The sequence below is a fragment of the Nocardiopsis moroccensis genome, assembly GCF_055763695.1.
This window is the reverse complement of the sequence record NZ_CP199747.1, coordinates 5794335-5819613: the sequence shown is the minus strand read 5'-3', so window position 1 is coordinate 5819613 and position 25279 is coordinate 5794335. Positions and strand designations below refer to the sequence as shown.

The 25279-nt window shown below is 70.2% G+C and carries 22 protein-coding genes and 1 tRNA gene; 9 read left to right on the top strand and 14 right to left on the bottom strand.

All coding sequences use genetic code 11. The features are described 5' to 3' along the window. Positions 1–79: 79 nt before the first annotated feature. Positions 80–1447 (bottom strand): cystathionine beta-synthase, encoded by a 1368-nt coding sequence (locus ACUKCB_RS25785; protein WP_473038129.1) that lies wholly within the window; start codon positions 1445–1447, stop codon positions 80–82. A gap of 377 nt (positions 1448–1824) precedes the next feature. Here ACUKCB_RS25785 and ACUKCB_RS25780 point away from each other — a divergent pair, with 377 nt between their 5' ends. The 3 genes from ACUKCB_RS25780 (at position 1825) to ACUKCB_RS25770 (ending at position 4706) form a co-directional block, all read left to right on the top strand. Beyond that, complete coding sequence (locus tag ACUKCB_RS25780; protein ID WP_473038128.1) at positions 1825–2895, top strand: SGNH/GDSL hydrolase family protein; 1071 nt, start codon at positions 1825–1827, stop codon at positions 2893–2895. Between the two features lie 46 nt (positions 2896–2941). Beyond that, positions 2942–4162 carry an acetyl-CoA C-acetyltransferase gene (locus ACUKCB_RS25775; RefSeq protein ID WP_473038127.1) on the top strand — a complete coding sequence of 407 codons (1221 nt, stop codon included), beginning with the start codon at positions 2942–2944 and terminating at the stop codon, positions 4160–4162. 292 nt (positions 4163–4454) lie between these two features. Next, a complete protein-coding gene (locus ACUKCB_RS25770; RefSeq protein WP_191273992.1) occupies positions 4455–4706 on the top strand; it encodes a DUF4287 domain-containing protein in 252 nt (83 codons plus the stop codon). Between the two features lie 118 nt (positions 4707–4824). On the opposite strand, the gene ACUKCB_RS25765 is transcribed toward ACUKCB_RS25770, so the two are convergent. The 3 genes from ACUKCB_RS25765 to pruA all read right to left on the bottom strand — a co-directional run bounded on the left by ACUKCB_RS25765 (position 4825) and on the right by pruA (position 8731). Then, the gene (locus ACUKCB_RS25765) at positions 4825–5712 is read right to left on the bottom strand and encodes a Bax inhibitor-1/YccA family protein (RefSeq protein ID WP_473038126.1); all 888 of its coding nucleotides are present in this window, start codon (positions 5710–5712) and stop codon (positions 4825–4827) included. A gap of 242 nt (positions 5713–5954) precedes the next feature. Further along, entirely contained in the window at positions 5955–6881 is a 927-nt protein-coding gene (locus ACUKCB_RS25760) for a proline dehydrogenase family protein (protein WP_473038125.1), read from the bottom strand. A 224-nt stretch (positions 6882–7105) separates the two neighbouring features. Further along, positions 7106–8731 carry an L-glutamate gamma-semialdehyde dehydrogenase gene (gene pruA / locus ACUKCB_RS25755; protein WP_473038124.1) on the bottom strand — a complete coding sequence of 542 codons (1626 nt, stop codon included), beginning with the start codon at positions 8729–8731 and terminating at the stop codon, positions 7106–7108. 221 nt (positions 8732–8952) lie between these two features. Here pruA and ACUKCB_RS25750 point away from each other — a divergent pair, with 221 nt between their 5' ends. Continuing rightward, positions 8953–10725: a PucR family transcriptional regulator gene (locus ACUKCB_RS25750; protein ID WP_473038123.1), complete on the top strand. Its 1773-nt coding sequence runs from the start codon at positions 8953–8955 to the stop codon at positions 10723–10725. A 536-nt stretch (positions 10726–11261) separates the two neighbouring features. Here the strand turns inward: ACUKCB_RS25750 and ACUKCB_RS25745 are convergent. The 6 genes from ACUKCB_RS25745 to eno all read right to left on the bottom strand — a co-directional run bounded on the left by ACUKCB_RS25745 (position 11262) and on the right by eno (position 16720). Further along, positions 11262–11335: transfer RNA gene (locus tag ACUKCB_RS25745), tRNA-Leu, on the bottom strand. Between the two features lie 148 nt (positions 11336–11483). Beyond that, the gene (locus tag ACUKCB_RS25740; protein WP_473038122.1) at positions 11484–12860 is read right to left on the bottom strand and encodes an NAD(P)/FAD-dependent oxidoreductase; all 1377 of its coding nucleotides are present in this window, start codon (positions 12858–12860) and stop codon (positions 11484–11486) included. Between the two features lie 356 nt (positions 12861–13216). Beyond that, positions 13217–14206 carry a Ppx/GppA phosphatase family protein gene (locus ACUKCB_RS25735; RefSeq protein ID WP_473038121.1) on the bottom strand — a complete coding sequence of 330 codons (990 nt, stop codon included), beginning with the start codon at positions 14204–14206 and terminating at the stop codon, positions 13217–13219. Next, on the bottom strand, positions 14203–14787 hold the full coding sequence (locus tag ACUKCB_RS25730; protein WP_191273955.1) for a DUF501 domain-containing protein: 585 nt from the start codon (positions 14785–14787) through the stop codon (positions 14203–14205). The genes ACUKCB_RS25735 and ACUKCB_RS25730 overlap by 4 nt, the downstream gene beginning before the upstream one ends. 112 nt (positions 14788–14899) lie before the next feature. After that, on the bottom strand, positions 14900–15274 hold the full coding sequence (locus tag ACUKCB_RS25725) for an FtsB family cell division protein (RefSeq protein ID WP_473041141.1): 375 nt from the start codon (positions 15272–15274) through the stop codon (positions 14900–14902). Positions 15275–15436: 162 nt separating this feature from the next. After that, positions 15437–16720, bottom strand: coding sequence for a phosphopyruvate hydratase (gene eno, locus ACUKCB_RS25720; protein WP_191273953.1), 1284 nt, complete (start codon positions 16718–16720; stop codon positions 15437–15439). Between the two features lie 323 nt (positions 16721–17043). On the opposite strand from eno, the gene ACUKCB_RS25715 reads away from it, so the two are divergent. From ACUKCB_RS25715 to ACUKCB_RS25705, 3 genes are all read left to right on the top strand, one after another. Beyond that, complete coding sequence (locus tag ACUKCB_RS25715) at positions 17044–18513, top strand: FtsW/RodA/SpoVE family cell cycle protein (protein WP_473038120.1); 1470 nt, start codon at positions 17044–17046, stop codon at positions 18511–18513. 182 nt (positions 18514–18695) lie between these two features. Beyond that, the gene (locus tag ACUKCB_RS25710) at positions 18696–18827 is read left to right on the top strand and encodes a hypothetical protein (protein WP_473038119.1); all 132 of its coding nucleotides are present in this window, start codon (positions 18696–18698) and stop codon (positions 18825–18827) included. Positions 18828–18829: 2 nt separating this feature from the next. Beyond that, on the top strand, positions 18830–19936 hold the full coding sequence (locus tag ACUKCB_RS25705) for a protein-L-isoaspartate O-methyltransferase family protein (protein ID WP_473038118.1): 1107 nt from the start codon (positions 18830–18832) through the stop codon (positions 19934–19936). A 480-nt stretch (positions 19937–20416) separates the two neighbouring features. Here ACUKCB_RS25705 and ACUKCB_RS25700 read toward each other — a convergent pair whose 3' ends face one another. Together ACUKCB_RS25700 and ACUKCB_RS25695 are read right to left on the bottom strand one after the other, a co-directional pair. Then, complete coding sequence (locus ACUKCB_RS25700) at positions 20417–20644, bottom strand: hypothetical protein (protein WP_473038117.1); 228 nt, start codon at positions 20642–20644, stop codon at positions 20417–20419. Then, a complete protein-coding gene (locus tag ACUKCB_RS25695; protein WP_473038116.1) occupies positions 20641–20886 on the bottom strand; it encodes a hypothetical protein in 246 nt (81 codons plus the stop codon). Before ACUKCB_RS25695 ends, ACUKCB_RS25700 begins: the two co-directional genes overlap by 4 nt. Positions 20887–21322: 436 nt before the next feature. Here ACUKCB_RS25695 and ACUKCB_RS25690 point away from each other — a divergent pair, with 436 nt between their 5' ends. Together ACUKCB_RS25690 and ACUKCB_RS25685 are read left to right on the top strand one after the other, a co-directional pair. Continuing rightward, on the top strand, positions 21323–22213 hold the full coding sequence (locus ACUKCB_RS25690) for a helix-turn-helix domain-containing protein (RefSeq protein WP_192733319.1): 891 nt from the start codon (positions 21323–21325) through the stop codon (positions 22211–22213). After that, positions 22200–22382, top strand: a complete 183-nt coding sequence (locus ACUKCB_RS25685) for a DUF397 domain-containing protein (RefSeq protein WP_473038115.1) — start codon at positions 22200–22202, stop codon at positions 22380–22382. The genes ACUKCB_RS25690 and ACUKCB_RS25685 overlap by 14 nt, the downstream gene beginning before the upstream one ends. Positions 22383–22433: 51 nt before the next feature. Here ACUKCB_RS25685 and ACUKCB_RS25680 read toward each other — a convergent pair whose 3' ends face one another. Then, positions 22434–23243, bottom strand: a complete 810-nt coding sequence (locus ACUKCB_RS25680; RefSeq protein WP_473038114.1) for a MazG family protein — start codon at positions 23241–23243, stop codon at positions 22434–22436. 1 nt (position 23244) lies between these two features. Next, the gene (cysC, locus tag ACUKCB_RS25675; RefSeq protein ID WP_473038113.1) at positions 23245–24861 is read right to left on the bottom strand and encodes an adenylyl-sulfate kinase; all 1617 of its coding nucleotides are present in this window, start codon (positions 24859–24861) and stop codon (positions 23245–23247) included. Positions 24862–25279 lie beyond the last annotated feature (418 nt).

Genomic DNA, 25279 nt, shown 5'->3' with positions numbered 1-25279 from the left:
GCGGCACCGTGTCCGGTAAGCGAACAGCGGGGCCCGAACGACGCTCGGTACGGGCGCCGTCCGGGCCGTGGGGCGGGTCTCAGCCCGAGAGGTGGGCCAGCAGGTCCTGCCTGGTGAGAATCCCCACCGGCTTGCCGTCGCGCAGCACCACCAGGGCCCCGGAGGTGCGCAGCAGGCGGACGCAGTCGCTGACCGGGGTGCCCGTGCCGACCGTGGCCAACGGCTTGCCCATGTGCGTCTCCACCAGGTCGTCCAGCTCGGCGCGACCGTCGAAGAGGGCGTCCAGGAGATCGCGCTCGGCGATGGAGCCGACCACCTCGGCCGCCATGACCGGAGGCTCCTCCTTCATCACCGGCAGCTGGGAGACGCCGTACTCGCGCATGATCGCCACGGCGGTGCCGACGGTCTCGTCGGGGTGGCTGTGCACGAAGTCGGGCATCTCGCCCTCCTTGTCCGCGAGCACCTGGCCGGCCGTGGCCTCCTCGGTCTCGGCGGACAGGAAACCGTAGTCGGCCATCCACTCGTCGTTGAAGATCTTGCCGAGGTAGCCGCGGCCGCCGTCCGGCAGCAGGACCACGATGACGTCGTCGGGTCCCGCGTCCCGGGCCACCCGCAGGGCCGCCTCGACCGCCAGGCCGCAGGAACCGCCCACCAGGAGGCCCTCCTCCTTGGCCAGGCGGCGGGTCATCAGGAACGAGTCCTTGTCGCTGACCGCCACGATGTCGTCGCAGATCGCCGTGTCGTAGGTGCCGGGCCAGATGTCCTCGCCCACGCCCTCGACCAGATACGGGCGGCCGCTGCCGCCCGAGTACACCGAACCCTCGGGGTCGGCTCCGACGACCTGCACGCCGCCCTTGGAGACCTCCTTGAGGTACCTGCCGGTACCGCTGATGGTGCCGCCGGTGCCGATACCCGACACGAAGTGGGTGATCCGGCCCTCGGTCTGGTCCCAGATCTCCGGACCCGTCGAGTGGTAGTGCGACTCCGGGTTGTTCTCGTTCTCGTACTGGTTGGGCTTCCAGGCGCCGGGGATCTCGGCGGCCAACCGGTCGGAGACCGAGTAGTAGGAATCGGGGTGCTCGGGAGCGACCGTGGTCGGGCAGACCACGACCTCCGCGCCGTAGGCCCGCAGTACCGACAGCTTGTCCGGGCCGACCTTGTCCGGGCAGACGAAGACGCAGCGGTAGCCCTTCTCCTGCGCGACCAGGGCCAGACCGATGCCGGTGTTGCCGGAGGTGGGTTCGACGATCGTGCCACCCGGCTTGAGCTCACCGCTCTTCTCGGCGGCCTCCACCATCCGCAGCGCGATGCGGTCCTTCACCGAACCGCCCGGGTTGAAGTACTCGACCTTCGCCAGGATCGTGGGGGCCAACCCCTCGGAGACCTTCCGAAGACGGACCAGCGGGGTGTCCCCGACCAGGTCGATGAGTGAGTCGTGTACCCGCAACTTCGCTCCTTCGCATAGTGGCGACCGGGTCTTCGGCCCGCCGGTGTCGCTTCCCCGGTGACACCCGGGGCAGGTGGGACCGGTCCGGTCCCCCACATCCTGACTCTAACCTCACCAACCAGCGTATTCGCCGCGCCAGCAGGCGGTGTGGACCGGTCCGCTCCGTGCCCGAAAAGCTCGTTTTCGGTGTCCTCGGGGCCCGGATTGTCTGCCGCCGGGGTGCGTGACCCGGAAGTTCCCCGCCGGTAACGTCGGGTGGGAGTGTTCCGTGGGCGTCCCGGGCGGGCACGGGCCGGCGACGGCCCCGGGAGCGGCCCGGAGGAACCCGGCCCACAGCGGTCCGCCTCCGGGCGGGCCCGACGCTTCGGGGAGTACCGATGCTGCGAGCCGTCCGAGCGCGGCGTATCGCCGCCGCCACCGCGTTCGGCGGGGGCGGACTCACACTCGTGGGCGGGGGCACCGTGGCCCTGCTCTACCTCCAGGCGAAGTTGGCCAAGAACGCGATCGGGCACACCGACTGGCGGCGCCCGAAGGCGGACGGGACCTACGGTGACGGCGAGGGGCCGCCACTGCGGCTCCTCATGCTGGGCGACTCCACCGCCGCCGGTTTCGCGGTGGCCCAGGCCCGGCAGACCCCCGGGGCGCTCCTCGCCGCCGGGATCGCGGCCGCGGCCGACCGGCCCGTCCGGCTGCGGTGCACCGCCACCCCCGGGGCCACCTCCGCGGACCTGGCGGCACAGGTGGAGCGGTCCGGGGCCACCCTGCCTGGATCGGGCTACGACGTCGCGGTGGTCTTCATCGGAGCCAATGACGTCATCCGCCGGGTCCGCCCCAACGACGCGGTGGCCGCGCTCCGGGACGCCACCCGGGGCCTGGTCGGCCTGGGCACCCCCGTGGTCGTGGCGACCTGTCCCGACCTCGGCACCGTACGCCCCATCGGCTGGCCGCTGCGCTCGGTCGCGCGGCGGGCCTCCCGACAGCTGGCGGCCGCGCAGACCATCGCGGTGACGGAGGTCGGCGGCCGGACGGTCTCACTGAGCGACATCCTTGCCGAGGATTTTCGGTCAGATCCAGTTTCCATGTTTGGGCCCGACCGTTTTCATCCGTCAGCTCGCGGGTACGCACAGGCCGCGTTCGCCGTGCTGCCCTCCGCCTGCGCGGCCCTGGGCCTGCTCCCCGAACTCGACGAGGGCGAACGCACCAGGGGCGTCCTGCCCGTCGACCGCGCCGCGGTGGTAGCCGCGCAAACTCCGGGTACGGAGGTCTCGCGGGCCGCTGACCAGGCACCCGCCGGGACCCGGGGCAGCTGGGCCGCGCTCGTCCGCGGCCCCTTCCGGCCCCGGGCCGCACGGCGGTCCGCACCCTCCGGCACCATCTCCGACGACGGCACACGCCAGGACTCGCCAAGGCCGACCCCGGGTGGCGCCGGAGAGCACCGGACGGGTTAACTGGTCAGTAACAAGTCTTGCCGTGACCCGAACAAGGACGAGGAACATGCCCGAAGCAGTCATCGTCGCCACCGCGCGCTCCCCGATCGGCCGAGCCTTCAAGGGCTCCCTGAAGGACATGCGCCCGGACGACCTGACCACCCAGATCGTCGGCGCGGCCCTGGCCAAGGTCCCCGGGCTCGACCCGAAGAGCATCGACGACCTCATGCTCGGCTGCGGCCTGCCCGGCGGTGAGCAGGGCTTCAACATGGCCCGCATCGTCGCCGTGCAGCTCGGCCTGGACACCGTCCCGGGCACCACCATCACCCGGTACTGCTCCTCTTCCCTCCAGACCACCCGGATGGCCTACCACGCCATCAAGGCGGGCGAGGGAGACGTGTTCGTCTCCGCGGGTGTGGAGACCGTCAGCCGCTTCATCAACGGCAACAGCGACAACCCGCAGAACCAGAACCCGCTCTTCGCCGACGCCACGGCGCGCACCGAGAAGCGCAAGGAGGGCGGCCAGGGCACCTGGACCGACCCGCGCGAGGACGGCAACCTGCCCGACGCCTACATCGAGATGGGCCAGACCGCGGAGAACGTCGCCGAGATCACCGGCGTCTCCCGCCAGCGCCAGGACGAGTTCGCCGTCCGCTCGCAGAACCTCGCCGAGAAGTCCCTCGACAACGGCTTCTGGGAGCGCGAGATCACCCCGGTGACCCTGCCCGACGGCACCGTGGTCAGCACCGACGACGGCATCCGCCGCGGCACCACCTACGAGAAGGTCTCCCAGCTCAAGCCGGTGTTCCGTCCCGACGGCACCGTCACCGCGGGCAACGCCTGCCCGCTGAACGACGGCGCCTCCGCCCTGGTCATCATGAGCGACACCAAGGCCAAGCAGCTGGGGATCACCCCGCTGGCCCGCATCGTCTCCACCGGTGTGACCGGCCTGAACCCCGAGATCATGGGCCTGGGCCCGGTCGAGGCCTCCAAGCAGGCCCTGGCCCGCGCCAACATGGCGATCGGCGACATCGACCTCGCCGAGATCAACGAGGCCTTCGCCGCCCAGGTGCTGCCCTCCGCCGACCAGCTGGGCATCGACATCGACAGCCAGCTGAACGTCAACGGCGGCGCCATCGCCGTCGGCCACCCGTTCGGCAGCACCGGTGCCCGCATCACCGGCACACTGATCAACGGCCTCCAGTTCCACGACAAGACCTTCGGTCTGGAGACCATGTGCGTCGGCGGTGGCCAGGGCATGGCCGCCGTCTTCGAGCGCCTCAGCTAGGCGCTCCCCGCCCTCGGTCGGACCGAGCAGGCAGGCGAGGGGTCCCGGGCACCGCCCGGGGCCCCTTTCTCCGTGTCCGGGCCCGTTCCGGGTGGTTCGCGAACAGTGTTCCCCGCCCGCCGGAACACGTGCGGACCGCCGTGGCCGCGATCCGGTTCGGCTACGGAGGGGGCGGGGGGAAACGTTCTCGCACGGCCAAGGTAAAAGCTGGTGACCGGGGCTTGTCCAGAAGGTGATCCTGATGCAGGGTCGCAGGTAAGTGCCACACACCGAACGCACTGCGGAGGTGCCTATGTCGGTAACCCACTCGCCGGAGATCCACGCAAAGCTCATCGAACGCATCCCGGCCGTCACCGGCCGCGGACTCCACGAGTGGTTCGACTCGCTCGACAGGGGCCCCGGACTCCTGCGCACCGCGGACCGGTCGTACTGGCTGGCTGACGAGTACGACCTCACCCACGGCTACGCCCAGGCCATCGTCACCGAGTACGACCGCCGCCGCAGGAACCGCTCCATCCCGGCACCACGCCGGGAGACCTCCTGACCGCCGAACTCCCGACCTGACCGACCGCCGACGACGGCGGAGGGGCCGCCCCCGGGAGAACCCGGGCGACGGCCCCTCGTCGCGCGAAGGTACGCCTGGAAGGCGCGTGTGCGCGAGGCTACTCCGCGAACATCGTCTTGATGATCCAGAGCAGGCGCAGGATCTCGATGTACAGCCAGACCAGGGAGACGGTCAGACCGAAGGCGAACTGCCAGGCGAACTTGTTCGGGATACCGGCATTGACGCCCTCCTCGATGCCACGGAACTCGATGGCCAGGGTCAGGGCGGCCAGGACCACGAACACGATGCCCACGCCCAGACCCAGCCAGGTGGGCTCACGCAGACCGATGCCACCGGCGATGAAGAAGCTGAGCACGAAGTTGACCAGCATCAACGCGGCCGCGCCGAGCACGGCGTAGGAGACGGCCTTGACGAAACCGTCGGTCACCTTGATGACGCGGAACTTGTACAGCGCGAGCATCACGGCGAACACCGCGACGGTGCCGATCACGGCCTGGGAGACCAGCGAGGTCCCGGCCGAGGCGTCACCCATCTGGATGGAGAGCATGTTGCCGAGCAGGGCCGAGAGACCGCCGACGAGCAGGCCCTCCAGCCCCGCGTAGACCAGGATGGCGACCGGGTTGGTGATCTGCTTGAAGGCGATCACCAGACCCATGACGAGCCCGCCGAGCATGCCCAGGATCATCAGGCCCAGGGCCAGGCCCGGGTTGGCCGAGAAGAGGAAGTAGTTGATGACGCCGAAAAGGGCGACGACGCCCAGGGTCATACCCGTGCGCACGACGACGTCGTCGATGGTCATCGGCTGGTCGCCGGTGGCCTGCTGGGGGTAGCCCTGCTGGGGGTAGGTCTGCTGACCGTAGGGCTGCGACGGGTACGGCTGTCCGTAACCCTGCTGCCCGTAACCGGGTTGACCGTAGCCCTGCTGGGGACCGGACTGCTGTTGTAGCGCCCGCTTGAGGACGGGGTTGGAACTCCGCATCCGCATGTCTAGTAAAGGCCTTTCACGCGTGGATTGCTGCCCACAAGGTAACGTACGGCTCTGGTCACCGGTTCCGCCGCCCAGGTCACCGTTGCGAAACGGCTTCGAGTCCTCCCCGGTCGCATGCCCCGGCCGTGACGTCGGTCACGTTTCGCGAAAACGGAAAGGGGTCCACACCCGTGTCAGGCGGTGCGGACCCCTCGCGCGGGCCGGGGCGCGTCCGACGGACACGCCCCGGCGGACGAACCTCAGTTGCGGGTCATCAGAGAACGCGCGAGGAAGAGCATGTTGGCCGGGCGCTCCGCCAGGCGGCGCATGTAGTAGCCGTACCACTCGTCGCCGTAGGGGACATAGACGCGCATGCGCTTGCCCTCAGCGGCCAGGCGGACCTGCTCGCCGTCCCGGATGCCGTACAGCATCTGGTACTCGTAGTCGTCCGCGCCGCGGCCGTTGGCAGCGGCCAGTTCACCCGCGATGGTGACCATACGCGGATCGTGCGAGGCGACCATCGGGTAGCCCTCGCCCGCCATGAGGACGCGCAGCGCCCGCACGTAGGCCTTGTCCACCTCGTGCTTGTCCCGGAAGGCCACGGACTCGGGCTCGTCGTAGGCGCCCTTGCACAGACGCACACGCGAACCGGCACCGCTGAGGTCGCGGCAGTCGGCCTCGGTACGGCGCAGATAGGCCTGGAGCACCGCGCCCACGAACGGGAAGTCCTCGCGCAGCTCGCCCAGGATGCCCAGCGTGGAGTCGACGGTGGTGTGGTCCTCCATGTCGAGGGTCACCGTGGTGCCGACCGCCTTGGCGGCCTCGGCGATCCGGCGCGCGTTGTCCAGCGCGATCTTCTCGCCGTCCTGGTTCAGGAACTGGCCCACGGCGGAGAGCTTGACCGACACCTCGACCCGGTCGCCCAGGCCGGCCTCGCCCAGGGCCGCGAGCAGGTCCTGGTAGGCGGTCACCGTGGCGGTGGCCTGTGCCAGGTCCGCGGTGTCCTCACCCAGGAAGTCCAGGGTGGCGTACCGGTCCCTGGCGAGTTCCTCGACGGCCGGAAGAGCCTCGTCCAGGGTGGACCCCGCGACGAAGCGGGAGACCATGGCCCGGGTCATGGGAGTGCGCTCGACGATCTTGCGGCAGGTCGCGGACCTGGCGGCGAGCAGCAGGGGTTTACGAAGCATGGAGACCTCGAAGAAGACGTGCGCGAGCCGGTGGGCTGGCGCGGACGATGGGCGCGACCGGTGTGCCGACCGCGCCGGTGGGTTCCTCGGGGGGTAGGCGAGCGCCCCGCCGGATCCCGGGGGCGCGCTCCCCGGGGACCCGTCCCCGGGCCCTCGGGCACCGGGGAGCGGGCCCCGCGGTGGCGGCGCGCCCCTCAGGACGGAGGAGGGGGCGCCGCCGGCGACTACCCCTGGTGGGGGTAGGAGGAGTTCGTCGGCGCGACGAAGGTCTCCTTGATGGCGCGCGGGCTGGCCCAACGGGACAGGTTCTGGGCGGAACCTGCCTTGTCGTTGGTGCCGGAGGCACGAGCGCCGCCGAAGGGCTGCTGACCGACGATGGAGCCGGTCGGGCGGTCGTTGACGTAGAAGTTGCCGGCGGTGAAGCGCAGGGCCTCGGTCGCCTTGGCCACCGCGGCGCGGTCGTTGGCCAGGACGGCGCCGGTCAGGGCGTAGGCGGAGCCCTCGTCGACGACCTTGAGGATCTCGTCGTACTTGTCGTCCTCGTAGACGTGGACGGCGATGATCGGACCGAAGTACTCGGTACGGAACACGTCGTTGGTCGGGTCCGTGCCCTCGATGATGGTCGGACGCACGAAGTAGCCGACCGAGTCGTCGGCGGTGCCGCCGGCGATGATGTCCAGGGTCGGGTCGGACTTGGCGTCCTCCAGGACCTTGGCCAGCTTGTCGAAGGAGCGGCGGTCGATGACGGCGCCGATGAAGTTCGACAGGTCGGTGACGTCGCCCATGCTCAGGGCCTCGGTCTCGGCGACCAGGTCGTCGCGCATCCTCTCCCAGACGGACCGGGCGACGAAGGCGCGCGAGGCGGCGGAGCACTTCTGGCCCTGGTACTCGAAGGCGCCGCGCACGATCGCGGTGCGCAGGATCTCCGGGTCGGCGGAGGAGTGGGCGACGATGAAGTCCTTGCCACCGGTCTCACCCACGATGCGCGGGTAGGAGCGGTAGTTGGAGATGTTCTCGCCGACGCTCTTCCACAGGTGCTGGAAGGTCTTGGTCGAACCGGTGAAGTGCACACCGGCCAGCTCCGGGTCGTTCAGGGCGATGTCCGAGACGGCCAGGCCGTCACCGGTGACCATGTTGATGACGCCGGGAGGCATGCCGGCCTCCTCCAGCAGGCGCATGGTCAGCTCGGCCGCGAACTGCTGCGTCGGGGACGGCTTCCACACGACCACGTTGCCCATGAGGGCCGGGGCGGTGGGCAGGTTGCCCGCGATGGCGGTGAAGTTGAAGGGGGTGATCGCGTAGACGAACCCCTCCAGCGGACGCTGCTCCATGCGGTTCCACACGCCGCGGACGCTCAGGGGCTGCTGCTCCATGAGCTGGCGGGCGTAGGAGACGTTGAAGCGCCAGAAGTCGATGAGCTCACAGGCCGAGTCGATCTCCGCCTGCTGGATGGTCTTCGACTGGCCGAGCATGGTGGCCGCGTTGATCGTGGCGCGCCAGGGGCCGGCGAGCAGCTCGGCGGCGCGGAGGATGATCGCGGCGCGGTCGTCGAAGGACATGGCGCGCCAGGCCGGGGCGGCGGCCTTCGCCGCGGCGATGGCGTCACGGGCGTCCTGGTGGGTGGCGTTGCGCATGGTGCCCAGGACGGAGGCGTGGTTGTGCGGCTGGACGGCGTCGATCGGCTCGCCGCCGCCCATGCGGCTCTCGCCGTTGATGCGCATCGGCAGGTCGATGCTCTCGCGGCCGAGCTCGTCGAGTTTGGCGACGAGCTCGGCGCGCTCGGCGCTCCCGGGCGCGTAGGTGAGAACGGGTTCGTTCACCGGCAGCGGGACGTTGGTCACGGCGTCCATGGGCACCTCCCTGAAAAGAATGTCCCTGAACGAGCAGGGTCTGGCTGATTCAACAGTCCCAGAACAGGCCCCGCCAGACCTTGTGGGGCGGGCCACTCTTTGCCAGCCTTATTTGTCCGGTAGGACAAAATCAGACACGGACGAACAATCACGCCCCGGCTTCCCGCCCCGGCCGCTCCAGTAGTGTCGGTCCCCGGACACGACCGGTGAGGAACGACGTCATGCCTGTTCAACCAGGATCACAGGACGAAGAGGTAGCGGGCCTGCCGCTGCGCCGCCTCCTTCTGGCCCTCGGCGACCCCATCGTGGACGTTGCGGCGGCCCCCGACGGACTTGATGTCCAGGTGAACAATGTCGTCATCATCGACCCCGAGGACCGGGTCGAGGCCCGGGAGGGGGACCTGGTCCTGCTCATCGGGGTCCGGGGCGGGGCCGCCCGGCGCCTGGTGCGCATGCTGGCCGGGCAGGGCGCGGCGGCCGTCGCGGTCAAGGCCGGCGGGCACTCCCCACCCGAGGAGACGCTCCCGCCCTCCGGTGACCAGCGGCACCGGCCGCCCAGGTCCGGCGCCGCCGACGAACTGCGGGCCCTGCGCACCGAGGCCCAGGAGAGCGGGGTCGCGCTTTTGGCGGTCCGGCCCGAGGTGCGCTGGGACCAGCTCCAGTCGGTGTGCCAGAGCATCGTGGACGACGCCCGGCTGACCGCCTCCGAGGACCTGGGCGAGGCCACCGGCGACCTGTTCTCCATGGCGCAGACGATCGCACAGCTCACCGGGGGCCTGGTCAGTATCGAGGACTCCGCGAGCCGGGTACTGGCCTACTCCAGCGGCGCCGAGGTGGACGAGCTGAGGCGGCTGTCGGTGCTGGGCCGTCAGGGCCCCGAGTCCTACCTCGCGCTGTTGCGGCAGTGGGGCGTGTTCACCAAGCTGCGGGCGGGCGAGGAGGTCGTCCGGGTCGAGGAGCACCCCGAGCTCGGTATCCGCCGCCGTCTGGCGGTCGGAATCCACGCCGGACGCCAGCCGCTGGGCGCGATCTGGGTGCAGGAGGGGTCCCAGCCCCTGGCCCGGCACGCCGAGGAGGCCCTGCTGGGCGCCGCCCGCACCACCGCACTCCAGATGATCCGGCAGCGCACCCAGACCAGCGCCGGGCTGCGGCTGCGCGAGGACCTGCTGTCCAGCCTTTTGGAGGGGCGGATCGACGCGAGCGCACTCGCCGACACCGTCGAGGTGCACACCGACCGGGCCGCACTGGTGGTCGCCTTCTCCCTGAGCGGTTCCGCGGTCGAGGCCGCCGAGCCCGAGGGCGCCCAGCCCCAGGGGCGGCCCGACCGCCCCGCCCGGGAGCTGCGCCGCCGACAGCTCATCGACCTGGTGTCCGTGCACACGGCCGCCTACCGGCGCAGTTCACTGGTGACCGAGCTCGGCGGACGCGTGTACGTGCTGCTGCCTGATCTGGCCCGAGGACCGGGAAAGGAGGGGTGGCGGGGGGTCGAGCACTCGGTGCTGGCGCTGACCCGCAAGACGGTGGCGGCCGCACGGGCCGCGCTGGGGTCGCACGTGCAGGCGGCGGTGGGTTCGCTGGTGGAACGGTTGGCGGACGTGCCCGAGTCCCGCGCGGAGGCGGACCGGGTTCTCGACGCCATGGGCCGTGACCTGGATCGGGACACCGACTGGGAGGTGGCGACCATCTCCGACGTGCGCTCCCGGGTGCTGATCAGCGAAACCCTCGCGCACCTGCGTGCGGATCCGTCCCTGCGCGACCCACGGGTGATCCGTCTGATCGAGTACGACCAGGCGGGCGGCGCGGATCTGGTGCACTCGCTGCTGGCGTACCTGGAGGCCTTCGGTGACGCGCGGGCCGCGGCCGAACGACTGCACATCCACCCGAACACACTCCGCTACCGGGTCCGCCGCGCGGCGGCCGTGAGCGGCATTGACCTGGGTGACCCCGGTGAGCGCCTGTTCACTCAGCTCCAACTGCTGATGGAGCAGCACTGACGGGCCGAACGGCCCGCGAACCCCGTCCCAGCCGAATGAGATCTGGGTTCCTCTATTGGCGGTGATCTTGCTACCAGGGGCTATTTCGGCGCCGATTTCGCCCCTGGTAGCAAGATCATCGCGATTGGGAGGGTTTTGGAAGCAGCGGGCACCCTGCTGAACGGGTTTCGGACGCTGCAGGGGTCCCTCAGACCTGTCAGCCCCTCCGAACCGGCGGCAAACACCGGCCCCAGGGGTCTCCTGATCGGCTCACCTCAGCCACAGGGAGTGCCCCTGCCCGCTCACCTTCGCCCCAGGGGGTGTTCTTTCGTTCGGGCGCGGGAGCCCGGGTTTCAGTAGACACAGTGCAAGACGAGTCAAGCCGCCGGCAGGGACGGGCACCGCGCCGTAGGCGTCCGTTGAGGGTGGTGGCGGGCGACGGGTGGGCGAGCCAGGCGCAGACGAGGATGCTGTGCCTGCTACAACCCGAACACCTCCCCTCAGGCGCCCGAACACGGTCCGAAGCGAAGCGGAGGACCAAAGCAAGCACTAAAAAGTACCCCCGGTCGGACTCGAACCGACACTTGTGACCCTTTTAGGGGGCCTGCCTCTTCCATTGGGCTACGAGGGCACGCCCATCATACCGGCCGGGCCGATTGCCCACTTTGGATCAGCTTGGCCGGATGGGGACACGAAACGACCGGCTTCCAGTGGAAACCGGTCGTTTCGCGGATGTGACGGCGATTCAGCGGCGGGTGGGCGGCGCCGCGGGCGTCGGATCAGCTGACCCTGCGAAGGTGGCCGTTCTCGACCTGGGGCTGGCTGGCCTCCTCGAAGGCCTGGCGCGGCTCGGACATCTCCGGGAGCGCGGCGAAGTCGCGGCGCAGGAAGAAGGCGAGCGTCCAGTCCGAGAGGACCCGCAGCTTGCGGTTGAAGGTGGGCACCGCGAGCAGGTGGTAGGAGCGGTGCGCGTACCAGGCCAGGCGGCCGTTCAGCTTGATCTTGCCGAACAGCTGGGCCGCGCCCATGTGCAGGCCGAGCCCGGCCACCGCGCCGAGGTTCTTGTGCCGGTAGGCCTTGAGCTTGCCGTTGCGCAGGGTCGCGATGACATTGTCGGCGAGCACCGGCGCCTGGCGGACGGCGTTCTGGGCGTTGGGCGGGTAGTAGCCGCCGTTGCCGTCGGGGACCTGGGCGTTGTCGCCGCCGGCGAAGACGTTGTCCGTGCCGTTGACGGTGAGGTACTCGCTGGTGTCGACGTGGCCCTTGGGGCCGAGGGGCAGGTTGCTGGCGGAGACGACCGGGCTGGGCTTGACGCCCGCGGTCCACACCAGGGTGCCGGCCTCGAACTCGCTGCCGTCGCTGAGCTTGATGCGCTGGTCGGTGGCGGATTCGAGGAAGGTCTCGAGCCGCACGTCGATGCCGCGGCGGCGGAGCTGGTTGAGGGCCTTGCCGCCGACCTCGGGACCGACCTCGGGCAGGATCTTGTCCGCGGCCTCGATGAGGTAGAAGTTCACGTCCTCGAGGTCGATCGAGGGGTGCAGACGAACCGCGTCGCGGACCATGTCCTCCAGCTCGGCGATGGCCTCGGCACCGGCGAAACCGCCGCCGACGAACACGAAGTTCAGCGCCTTGGCGCGGACCTCCCTGTCGTTGGTGGAGTCAGCGATGGCCAGCTGGTTGAGCACGTGGTTGCGCAGGTAGGCCGCCTCTTCGACGGTCTTGATGCCGACGCCCCACTCGGCCAGGCCCGGGATGGGCAGGGTGCGGGAGACCGCTCCGGCCGCCATCACCAGGTAGTCGTAGTGGAGGGTCTCGGGCTCGCCTGCGTTGGGCTCGTAGCGGACCGTGTTGTCGGCGTGGTCGATGCGCACGACGCGGCCGCCCAGCACGCGAACCCGGTTGAAGACCTTGCGCAGCGGGACCACGACGTTGCGCGGGGAGATGTTGCCCGCGGCCGTCTCGGGCAGGAACGGCTGATAGGTCATGTAGGAGTTCGGGTCGATGACGGTGATACGGGCTTCACCGGACCCGAGCTTCTTCTCCAGCCGCCTCGCGGTGTACATCCCGAGGTAACCGCCGCCGACGATGAGGATGTGCGGGATCTCCGCCTCGTCCCCGCCACCGTGTACCAGCCGGTAGTTCCTGCTCTCGGTCATCGCATTTCCGCCCTAACGGTTGTTCTGTGGCGCCCTTGCCTCAAGGGCCGCGAAGGCTGTCACGGTCTTCGGTCCCCCCGTGCCGTGGTTTTGGCCCCGACTCGAAGGCTGCTTGTGCATTCTTTCACAAGCATCTACCGACAGGAAGGTTCACATCCACCCACCTTCCGACCACCCCCACGTGCACACAAAGGAAGTTTTTGCAGGTCAAAATGGTTGTGAATGCTTTCACAAGGGCCATACGGGTGATGCGTCTCACCTGGAAGCCCAGGGCGGACCTCCCCAAAGGACCCCTCAGGGGTGCCCGAAGTGCTCTTTTGGGAGGTTACGCCCTGGTTGACACTAGTTTGACCCGGTTACTCCGGCGCGATGAGGCTCCACGCGACACCGTCGAGGATGTCGTGCTCACTCGCCGTGAAGTGGTCCGCGCCGGTGCGCGCGAGCACACGGGAAAGCACCAGGGCGCCCGCACCGATGACGTCGACCCGCCCCGGGTGCATCACGCCGATCTCCGCCCGCTCCGCGTGCCGCGAGGCCAACAGGTCCCCGGTGATCCGCTCCAGCTCCGTGGCCGAGACCCGGGTGTGGTGGATGCGCTCGGAGTCGTACTCGGGCAGGTCCAGCGCGATCCCGGCGACCGTGGTCGCGGTCCCGGCCACGCACACCACCGAACCGGCCTCCCGCAGCGGGACGACCTTCTCCACCTCGTCCAGAGCGGCCTCGATGTCGACCGTGGCCGCCTCGACCTGCTCCTTCGTCGGCGGGTCGGTACGCAGGTGGCGCTCGGTCATGCGCACACAGCCCACATTCACCGACAGGGACGCACGCACCAGCTCCTCGTCCTCGCCCAGGCCCCCCAGCACGAACTCCGTGGACCCGCCACCGATGTCGACCACCAGGAAGGGCGGGGTGAAATCGCCGGCCCCTCCCTCCGCGGCCTCGGCCTCCAGTTCCGCGGTGGCGCCCACGAAGGACAGCTCGGCCTCGTCCAGACCGGTGACCACCTCGGGCTCCACGCCCAGGATGCCGCGGACGCCGTCCACGAACTCCTGTCGGTTGCCCGCGTCCCGGGTCGCGCTGGTCGCGACCATCCGCACCCCGTCCGGGCCCAACGGGATCCCGTGCGCCTCGATCGCCTCGGCGTAACCGCGCAGCGCCTCGAAGGTACGTTCCAGGGCCTGGGGCGCGAACACACCGGTCTCGTCGACGCCCTCGCCCAGCCGCACGACCTCCATCCGCCGGTCGGCGTCGACCACCTGGACCTCGTCACCGTCCAGCAGGACGACGTCGGCGATCAGGAGCCTGATCGAGTTGGTTCCGCAATCGATCGCCGCGACACCGCTCATGAAACGTCCGTCCCTTCAGCGCCCTCAGGGGCGTTCTCGTCCACGCACACACAGGGGCCCTTCGCCCACCACTCGGGGAGTTCCGTCAGCGCCTCGGCGCCGAACGGGTTGGTCCCCGGCGCAGCCAGCTCGTGGCCGACCAGCGCGTGCAGGCACTTGACCCGGGAGGGCATACCCCCGGTGCTCTGCATACCCTCGGGCAGTGGCTCCAGCCCGTCGGCCCGCGCCTGCTCGGCCCGCTCCTCCAGGTAGGACTCATGAGCCCTGGTGTAGGCGGCCCGGAGGTCTGGATCCCCGCCCAGGCGCTCCTGCATCTGGCGCATCAGGCCGTCGTTCTCCAGCCGGCCGATGGCCGAGGCGGCGCGCGGACACGTCAGGTAGTACAGCGTCGGGAAAGGGGTGCCGTCCTCCAGGCGCGGGGCGGTCTTCACCACGTCGGGAAGACCGCAGGGGCAGCGGTGCGCGACGGCACGCACCCCGCGCGGCGGACGGCCCAGTTGGAGTTCGATCGCGGCGAGGTCCCTCTCGGAAGCGGGACCGCCGTCGGTGTGCCCCGGAACGGGCTGATCTGCGGAAGTCATGACCAACACAGCATAGGCCCACCCGCGGTCCGACCCCGCACCCTCGCCCTCACCGGACCGGCCTTCGGCACGACCCCGCCCCCGTCATCGACAGGGCGGTCCGGACGACGGGTCAGAGCCCGTCATCGGGTTCGGGGCGGTCCGCCTCCTCGACCGAACGCCACAGCTGGGTGAACCACGGCTCGTCGGGTGCGGCCGGATCGGCCTCGTCCTCGGCCTCCGACTCGGGGCGGATGACGATGTAGGCGGTCTCGTCGGGGTACTGGTAGTGCAGGCGTGCCCGTGCCTCGCGCTCCACGTACTCCTCGTCGCTGAGCGCCTCCTCGCGTTCCTGGAGGTGGGCGACGTTCTCCTGCATACGGGCGCGCTCGTCCTGGAGCTGGGCGATCTGGGACCGCTGCATGACGTACTCCCGCAGCGGATACGCCAGGCTCAGCGCGATCACGCAGACGACGAGGGCGAGGATCGCCGCCCGACTGGTGAGCATGGGCCGCACCCTGGGGGTGCGGCCCTCACCCGCGTTCCTCGTGTCCGCTTTCGCGGCACCGGGGGCGCCGCGCCTGGCAGCGGCCTTCACCGGCCTGTCGGCTTTGGCCGTCTTCTTGGCCTTTGTGGGCTGCTGTTTGGTTTCGCGGGACACTGGGGCAGACTAGCCGCGCTTGGCGAACCTCGGGAAGGCCGACACGCCCGCGTAGACGGCGGCGTCGTCCAGTTCCTCCTCGATACGCAGCAGCTGGTTGTACTTGGCGACACGCTCGCTGCGCGCGGGGGCACCGGTCTTGATCTGCCCGGCGTTGGTGGCCACCGCGATGTCGGCGATGGTCGTGTCCTCGGTCTCACCGGAACGGTGGCTGATCATCGCCGTGTAACCGCTGCGCTGGGCGAGGGAGACCGCGTCCAGGGTCTCGGTGAGGGTGCCGATCTGGTTGACCTTCACCAGGAGCGAGTTCGCGGTGTCGGCGAGGATGCCGCGCTGGAGCCGCTCCGGGTTGGTGACGAACAGGTCGTCGCCGACCAGCTGGACCCGGTCGCCGAGCTGCTCGGTGAGCTTCTTCCAGCCGTCCCAGTCCTCCTCGTCGAGGGGGTCCTCGATGGAGACCAGCGGGTAGGCGTCGACGAGCTCCGCGTAGTAGGCGGCCATCTCCTCGGCGGTGCGGGTCTGGCCCTCGAAGGAGTACACCCCGTCGGAGAACAGCTCGCTGGCGGCCACGTCCAGGGCCAGGGCGATGTCGGTACCGACCTTGTACCCGGCCTTCTCGATCGCCTCGACGATCAGGTCCAGGGCGGCCCGGTTGCTGTCCAGGTTGGGGGCGAAGCCGCCCTCGTCACCGACACCGGTGCCCAGGCCGTGCGCCTTCAGGACCGACTTCAGGGAGTGGTAGACCTCGGTGCCCCAGCGCAGGGCCTCGGAGAAGGTCGGCGCGCCGACGGGCGCGACCATGAACTCCTGGATGTCGACGTTGCTGTCGGCGTGCGCACCGCCGTTGAGGATGTTCATCATCGGCACGGGCAGGACGTGCGCGTTGGGGCCGCCGATGTAGCGGAACAGGGGCAGCCCGGCCTCCTCGGCGGCGGCCTTGGCCACGGCCAGGGAGGTGCCCAGGATGGCGTTGGCGCCGATCCGGGACTTGTCCGGGGTACCGTCCAGGTCGATGAGCGCACGGTCGATGATGCGCTGCTCGTCGGGCGTGTGGCCGAGCAGCTCGTCGGCGATCTCGTCGTTGACGGCGGTGACCGCCTTGGTCACGCCCTTGCCGCCGTAGCGGTCGCCGCCGTCGCGCAGTTCGACGGCCTCGAACCTTCCGGTGGAGGCACCGCTGGGGACACCCGCGCGGGTAATGGTCCCGTCGTCGAGCAGAACCTCGACCTCGACTGTCGGGTTGCCCCGGGAGTCAAGGATCTCCCGCGCCTGTACTGACTCGATGGACGCCACGATCTCTCCGTCTCTTCGGTGTCTGGGCCCACACGTTCCGGACCCGGACACGAGACTAGCGACCCGTACCCCGGCCGGTGGACCCCGCCCTGCCGGATTGGTCTAGTCCATACCGGACATTCCACTTCCACGGACCGCGGGTGCGGGGCCCCGGATCCCTTCGGGGGGCGGCCGGGACGCCCCGGGCCCGTCCCAAACCGAACCGCCCGGAACCGGCCGTTCCGCTTGAACCCGCCCCGCCCGTGCCTATAGTTCCAACTACGGGCCATGTCCCACCCCCGCACAGAAGCTCCGGCCCTCGCGCGAACGGTAAGAGGACAAGCATGGCCAATCCGCAGACCGACCCGACAGACGGGACCCTGCGCCCGGTGCGCCGAAGACGCGCCGAACTCACCCTCCTCCTGGCCTCGATCGGGGTGACCGCCGCCGCACTGCTCTTCGCCTCCGTGTCCGTCACCGACGGGATCGACTCCCGCGCCGTGGTCTACACGCTGACGCTCGGAGCGGGGGCGCTCGGCCTGCACGTCCTGCTGCGCTTCGTGGCGCCCTACGCGGACCCGGTCCTGCTCCCGGTGGCCACGGCGCTGAGCGGGCTCGGAACCACCATGATCTGGGCGCTCCAGATGACCCGCGACAACGACCCCGGCAACGGCGAGGCCGACCGCCAACTGCTGTGGACCCTGCTCGGCATGGGGTTGTGCGCGGCCGCGGTGCTGTTCGTACGGCACCCCCGCCGCCTGACCATGTACACCTACCTGATCGCGCTGTGCGCGCTGGTCCTGCTCCTGCTTCCGCTGTCACCGCTGGGCCACGAGGTGCTCGGCGCCCGGCGGTGGATCATGATCGGCCCCTTCACCATGCAGCCCTCGGAGTTCGCGAAGGTACTGCTGGTGGTCTTCCTGGCCTCCTACCTCGGCCGCCAACGCGACGTCATGGCCCTGGTCACCCGCACCTTCCGGATCGGCGGGGTGAAGGTGTTCAGCGCGCCCCGCGCCCGCGACCTGGCACCGATGGCCGTGGGCTGGGGCATCGCGGTCCTGCTCCTGGTCGGCACCAAGGACCTGGGCACCTCCCTGCTGCTGTTCGGCACCTTCCTGGCGGTGCTCTACGCGGCCACCGCGCGCAAGTCCTGGGTGCTCATCGGACTGCTGGCCTTCTCCGCCGCCGCCTACGTGGCCTACCTGCTGTTCGGGCACGTACAGAACCGGGTGCGGATCTGGCTGGACGCCTTCGACCCGGAGGTCTACCACAGCGACGGCGGCAGCTTCCAGGTGGTGGAGGGGCTGATCGCCCTGGCCTACGGGGGGCTCCTGGGCACCGGCTTCCACGACGGCGAGATACAGAACCTCTTCGCCGCCGACAGCGACCTGATCCTGGTCTCGGTCGGTGAGAAGCTCGGCCTGACCGGGCTGCTGGCGGTACTGGTGCTGCTGTTCCTGTTCGCCCAGCGCGCCCTGCGGATCGCGTTGGGCTGCCGGGACGTGTTCCTCAAGCTCACCGCGTTCGGCTACGGCTTCATCACCGCGTTCAACGTGTTCATCGTGCTGGGCGGCGCCACCCTGATCATCCCGCTCACCGGTATGACCACGCCGTTCCTGTCGGCGGGCGGGTCCGCGCTGATGGCCAACTGGCTGATCGTGGGCCTGCTGCTGACCATCAGCGAGACCGCCCGCCGACCCCAGGAGTCGTTCAGCGCGGGGCTGGCGCCCAGCGACCCCTCCACCGAGGTGATCAACGTGCGCGACCTCCCCGAGAGCGTCCGGGACCGCCGGCAGTCCCCTCCCGCTCCCTGAGGGCCCCGGGAGGCGAGGGGGCCGGGGGTCACTCCCCGGTCTTCGACCAGTACCCGCGCCACTCCCCCTCGGTGAGCTCGCGGGGCTCGCGGCCGGGCATGACCGGCTACGGACGCTCCGGGTTCTCCCGGACGCGCTCGGGGTAGGACGCGAAGGAACCCCCCTTCGTTCAGGAGATCCCCATGGCCACGTGCTCCATGTGCAACGGTGAGGGAACTGTGGTGATCAACTCCGACGGTGACGGTAGCGGCGGTAGCTGGACCCATCAGGAAGTCGTCACCTGCTCGGGCTGTAAGGGGACGGGCGAGAAGTGACGATGGAAGACCTCTCGGCGCTCCACACCGAATTGGTGGAGCGTCTCGACACGACCGACACGATCCGACAGGCGTTCGCCGACCACCCCCGGCACCGGTTCATCCCCGACATGATCTGGCCCGACGCGACCGGACTGCCGCTGTACCGAACAGCCGACCCCGGCCGATGGGCGCGCCTGGTCTACGGCTCCGACGCGGTCACCACCCAGGCGAACGACGGCGGGAGCGGACCTCGCAACGAACCCAGTTCGTCCTCGTCGGCCCCCCAGGTCATGGCGGACATGCTCGCCGCGGCCGGAGTCGGGGAAGGCATGCGGGTGCTGGAGGTCGGCACCGGCACGGGATGGAACGCCGCGATCCTCTCCTCCCTGGTCGGTGCGAAGGGGTCCGTCACCAGCGTGGAGATCGACCCTGGTGTGGCGGCCCTGGCCAGGGAGCGCCTCGGAGGGACGGGGGTCACCGTTCGTACCGCCGCCCAGCCACCCGAGGGTGAGGTCTTCGACGCGGTGATCGCGACCTGCGCGGCCACCCGGATACCCGCCGGGTGGCTCGCCGCGGCAGAGCCGGGCGCGCGGATCGTGCTCCCCTGGAGCCCCCACCCAGCCGCGCACAGCACGCCGATCGTTGCCATGACGAGGAGCGATACCGACGCGACCGGGCCATTCGTGCGGGAGGCCGCATTCATGCGGGACCGTACCCAGCGCGCGGGCGATCTTCCGTTTCCCGGCCTCGGTCGGCCGCCGACGCCCTTGGCGGACTTCCCGGTCGGATCGGTCGAGCTGATCGGCTCGGGGATGATGACCCGACTCATGCTCATGCTGCCCGGGGTGCGTCTCGGCACGGGGGTCCGACCCTTCCGGGGCGGTCACGGCCGGATCGTGTGGACGGGCGCGGGCGAGGCGTGGGCCTACGTCTGGCCGGATGGCACGGTGACCGGTGGTGGCGACCGCGACCTGGCCGCCGAGTTGGCCGATGCCTACCGGTTGCTGAGGAAGGCCGACCTTCCGGCGCTGGGCGCCTTCTCGTTGGAGGCCGGTGCCGAGCGCGATTCCTACCGGGTCGTGTACGGCACGGTCGGCCGGAGCTGGAACCACCCGGTCACGTTCTGAGCCTGGGGCCGGTCCGGGACCGGACCTCCCCGAGCTGAATCCGCTCCGATCTGGGACCGGCTGTCAGCTCGGAGGGTTGGTCACGGTCAGCACGTCCCGGCAGTGGCGGCAGGTCGCCGTCCGGACACGGGGTGCCGAGGGATCGGGTGGATCGGGAACGTAGTCGTGGGTCCTACCGGGTACGCACCTGGGCATGTGGCCTCGCCGGAGAGGTGGGTGCCTCCGCCCGGGTGGGGCGGAGGCACCGTGGCCGTGTGAGCCGCACGGCCGAGGGGTGGATCGGGGCCCGGCCCGGTAGGCCGTCCTACCGGGTCGGGGGGTCGAGTGTCTCCCCCAGCAGGCGCTGAACTCGGGCAACGGGGTCACCGGGGTCAGGACTACGGCGGGGCTCGATGATCGCGCGGCCGATGATGTCGACCGCCCGCAGCGGAGCTTCGGTCGTGGAGCCGGAAAGGCTCGCGCCGGCTCTTCGGCCGGGGGTCATGCGCGCGTCTCCAGGGGGCTTCGCCACCTCAGCGGCTGGGGGTTCGGGTCGCGGCTTGCGCCTCGGGCGACCCGTTCGACAGTGCCGAACCGGGTGAGGTAGACGGGGTGACCGTAGATGTCGGGCCCGGCGTAGGAGACCGGTGACCGGTGCAGGTGCGCGAGCTTTCGCAGGACGGTCACGCTGCCCACCTCGCGGACGTCGCAGACGGTGCGGCGCTTCACCCGGCCACCGCCGCCACGGCGTAGGTCAGGGGGAGCTGACCGATGCGCCGGTCGAGCAGGTCCAGACCGGCGCAGGGGTCACCGCTGTCGCGGGCCAGGGTGACCGCGTCACGGACCGCCTGGAAGCGGTCCTGTTCCAGGGCGGTACGGCGGATCGTGTCGATCGAGTCGGCGGCAGGGGGCAGGGTGAGCGCTTCGGTGATGGCGTCGAGCAGGTCTGCGGTGGTGGTGTCGAAAGCCATCAGGCCACCTCCGGGAGGCGTCGGAGCCCGTCCAGGACCCGGTGCAGGAGGGGGAGAAGGGGGCGCCGGGGCACCGGAACGGTGGGACCGCCCGGACGCGGCCGGGGCTGAGGGTGCTCGGAGAGCAGCCGGACGCACGCGGCCGGGGCGGGCATGGCGAACCGCCGCACCCGAGAAGCCCGCCGCCGGGGGCGGTCCGGCCGCAGGACGGCCCTCACGCCGGAGAGTGGGGGCCAGCCCCGAGAGGTAGAGTCGTTCACGTCAGCGCTCCTTACAAGCGTTGGCCAACGCCCCGGACGTTCCCGCGTCGCGGGGCACCTTCATCTGAGACCCAAGTCTCTCTCTGCCACACACAAAAAACAAGTCGTTTTAGAAAACTTCGCCAAACGACTTTGTTAAACAACTCTCCCCGGGGGCCTGTGGCATCCTTTGACCCATGGCAAACAGGCGCACACCGGCCCCTACAGCCCCCACGGTCGCCCGATGGCTGCTCGCGAAAGAGCTCCGACGCCTCCGAGGTGACAGGCAGTTCACCGCTGTGGTCAAAGCGGTCAAGACGCAACCGTCCTCGCTAGCCCGGTGGGAGTCCGGCCGAGCGGATGGACAGGTCCCTTCGATTAACAGCCTCGATCGCCTGCTCGCCCACTACCAAGTGAGCGAGGAGGAGACGGCTCTCCTCATGGACCTTCGCAGCGTGGCAAAGACTCCCGGGTGGTGGCAGAGCCATGAGGTGGAGAAGCACTACGGCACGTTGATCGGGCTTGAGGCAGCCGCCTCGGACATGTCCACCTACCAAGTCCAGCTGATCCCGGGTCTGCTCCAGACCGAGGACTACGCCCGATCTGTCATCACCGCAGGCGCCGCCTCATGGCGAGGCACAGATGAAGAGATCGAAGACCTCGTCAGGGTGCGCATGAGGCGGCAAGAGGACTGGATCAGTCGCGGGGCTCCTCACCTGTGGGCCATCGTTGGCGAGGCCGCAGTCAGGCAGGCTGTGGGAGGGCCGGGTGTGATGCGCGACCAACTGGCCCACCTCCTAGACTTGAGCCACAGACAAACCCGCATCACCCTGCAAGTTCTGCCGTACTCTGCCGGAAGCCACACGGCAATGGAAATGGCCTGCTTTGCGGTGCTGGACGTGGAGGAAGCGGAGTTGTCGACCGTGTACGTGGAGGGTCCCACCGCGAACCTGTTCCTGGACTCGCCGGAAGACCTCACCCGCTACCGGCGAATCTTCGAGCACCTACGCAAGTCAGCTCTCGGCACGGTGGACACCCGGGCCCTCTTGACCGATGTAATGGAAGGCTTCACCGATGACACCCCTTGAGTTCCGCACCTCCTCCTACTCCGGGAGCCAGGGCGACTGTGTCGAAGTCGCCTATCTGCCGGGCGAGCACCTGGTCCGCGACACCAAGAACCGCGCCGCCGGACATCTCGCATTCGTCGGCCCCGAATGGGCCGCTTTCCTGTCAGTCGCCCAGAACGACCAGAAGTAGGCTCAGCTGAACAGCCCCGGACGTCGGTCCGGGGCTGTCGGTGTTTCGCGGTCATTCGCTGGTCTGCGACCAGTACTCGCGCCACTCCCCCTCGGTGAGCTCACGCGGCTCACGGCCATCCGCCCGCGCGGCCTCCTCCGCCGCTCGGACCCGGGCGTCGAAACGGCGCGCGGCCAACCGAAGATCGGTCTCGGCGTCCCGGCCCTGGTCCCGCTCGGCGGCGACCGCCGCGAACAGCTCCCCGCCCTCGGCCCCGTCATCACCCACCAGGTCGGCGGGAAAGCCGTTGCGCACGGCCCGCTTCTGGAGCTCGTAGGCGAGCAGCACCGCGGGTTGCGCGAAGGGCACCCCGTCCAGCACCGAGGTCTCACCGCTGCCGCCGTCGGCCTTCGCCTTCTCCGCGCGCTCGGCCGCCTTGATGGCCTCCCAGTTCGACCACACCTCGTCGGTTCCGGACACCGCCACCCCGCCGAACACGTGCGGGTGACGCCGGGTCATCTTGTCGATGATGGCGTCGGCGACGTCGTCCACGGTGAAACGCGCCGGATCGCCCTCGGGGCGCTCGGCACCGATCGCGGCGTGGAAGACCACCTGGAGCAGGACGTCGCCGAGCTCCTCACGCAGCTGCGGGTAGTCACCGTCCTCAATGGTCTCCAGGGTCTCGTAGGACTCCTGGATCAGGTACTTGGCCAGGGACTCGTGGGTCTGGGAACTGTCCCAGGGGCACTCCCGACGCAGCGTCTCCATGACCTCCACCAGGCGCAGCACCCGGTGCCCGGGCGCCGGGGCGCCCCGCCCGTCAGGGCCGACCGCCCCCTCCGCGGCCTCGACCGCACCGTCCGGGTTCGACGCTTCGCTCATGTCAGTCCTCACTCACGTGCTGGTCGGCGGCGGGGAGCCAGCCGCCCTCGCGCAGGGCAGCCATCACCCGGGCCACGGACTCGGCGGGGTCCGCGTCCACGGTGTCGACCACCAGGTCGGCGTCGACCGGCTCCTCGTAGGGGTCGGAGATCCCGGTGAACTCGGGGATCTCCCCCGCCCGCGCCTTGGCGTACAGGCCCTTGCGGTCGCGGGCCTCACACTCCTCCAGGGGGGTGGCCACGTGCACCAGGAAGAAGTCCCCGAACTCCTCCACCATGGCACGCACCTCGGCCCGGCCGACGGCGTACGGCGCGATCGGCGCGCACACGGCCACCCCGCCGTGCCGGGTGATCTCCGAGGCGACGTAGCCGATACGGCGAATGTTGAGCTCGCGGTCCTCCCGGGAGAAGGTCAGCCCCTTGGAGAGCATGCGGCGCACCACGTCGCCGTCGAGCAGGGTCACCGTGCGCCCGGAACGGCGGATACCGTCGCACACCCCCTGGGCGATGGTGGACTTCCCCGAACCCGACAGGCCGGTGAACAGCAGGGTGAGGCCACGTTCGGTGCGCGCCGGGCGCAGCCGGGCCAGTTCGGCACCGACCCGGGCCGGAGTGAACCAGGAGGGCAGTTCACGGCCGTGCGCCAGCTCCGCCTCGACCTGTGCGTCGGGCAGCTCCCCGAGCGCGGCCCGGGGGTCGACGTGCGTCCGGGGTTTCCAGAGCTCCTGTTCGGTGTCGTACCGCCAGGGTTCGGGATCCAGGACGGTCAGCGGCGGCTCGAGCGCCATCACCCGTTCGGTCTCGGGCACCTGCTCCCCGGCCTCGGCCAGCAGGTGGGTGGCCCCGTAGGCGGCGGCGACGTGGGCGGCCAGGGCGACGTCGCGTTCGGTCCACGCGCCGCCGAGCCTTCCGGCCGAGCGCGCCTGGGAACGGGGCAGGGTGACCACGACGAACGAGCTGCGGGGCAGCAGCGGTTCGGCGGCCAGTACCGCGGCGGCCAGGCCCTCGTCGTGCAGGCCGGTGTCGATGATGACCAGGATCTCGGTGCGTTCCCCGTCACTGCCCAGGGCCTCGGCCTCGGCACGGATCTGGTGCAGGGCCCGGTGGTGCAGGGGCCGGTCGGTGACCACGGCGAGCAGGGGCTGGTCCGCGCAGGGTTCGAGGCCGCGCTGGGCGCGCACCTCGGCGGGGGTGGGGCGCAGTTCCCGCAGCACCCCGTACGTGGGCGGACGCAGCAGGCTGACGTCTCCGGCCAGATGGTGTCGGGTCACCGCGGCACCGCTCTCCCCGGTGCCCTCCCGCGACTCCCAGCTCTCCCGTACCGCCAGCTCCGCCAGGGGGGCTCCCTCCAGATCGGTGAGGGTGAGCCGTTCCTCTCCCACCAGCTCCTCCGGTACCTCCAGGGTGACCGGAACCGGCCAGGGCCGACCGTCGGGCAACCGCCCCCGGTCCGCCACCGACACCGCCTCCTCCCGGGTCATGAACCCGGGCAGCGGGTAGGCGCCGCTGAGGATGAGCTCCAGGTGGGCGAGACCGTCCGGACCTGGGGCGAAGACCGGAGCGGCCCGCCGGCCGGTGTCCTCGACCGACCCGCTCCCCTGCCTGTGGGCACTCACCACGCGCTTCCTCTCCTCTGGCTGTCCACTCGGATCCGTCAACTCGGATCCGGCCGCGAAATGCGTGCGCCCAGCGTATGCCCGACAGGGGTCCCGGCCCGTCGGCACGGCGACCGATCCGGAATAGAGCCTGTTCGGAACGGGTTCCCATGAACACGACCCGCCCGTGTCTCCGGACACGGGGGCCGTCGCACCGGTTCCGAACCGCCGACCCCGCGAACCCGGCCCGCACCCGACGGGCGGACTGGATAAGCTGAGGGGAGCCGGGTGACCCGGGCCCTTCTGCCACGGCCGCCCGCACCGTCACCGCCCACGTACGGACCGCCCCCAGCGACCCGCGGGGCGGCGGCGACCGTGCCCGCCGCACACACGCGGGTGCCGGTGCCGGGGCACATCACGGAGGGGACCGCGGCTGCAACCG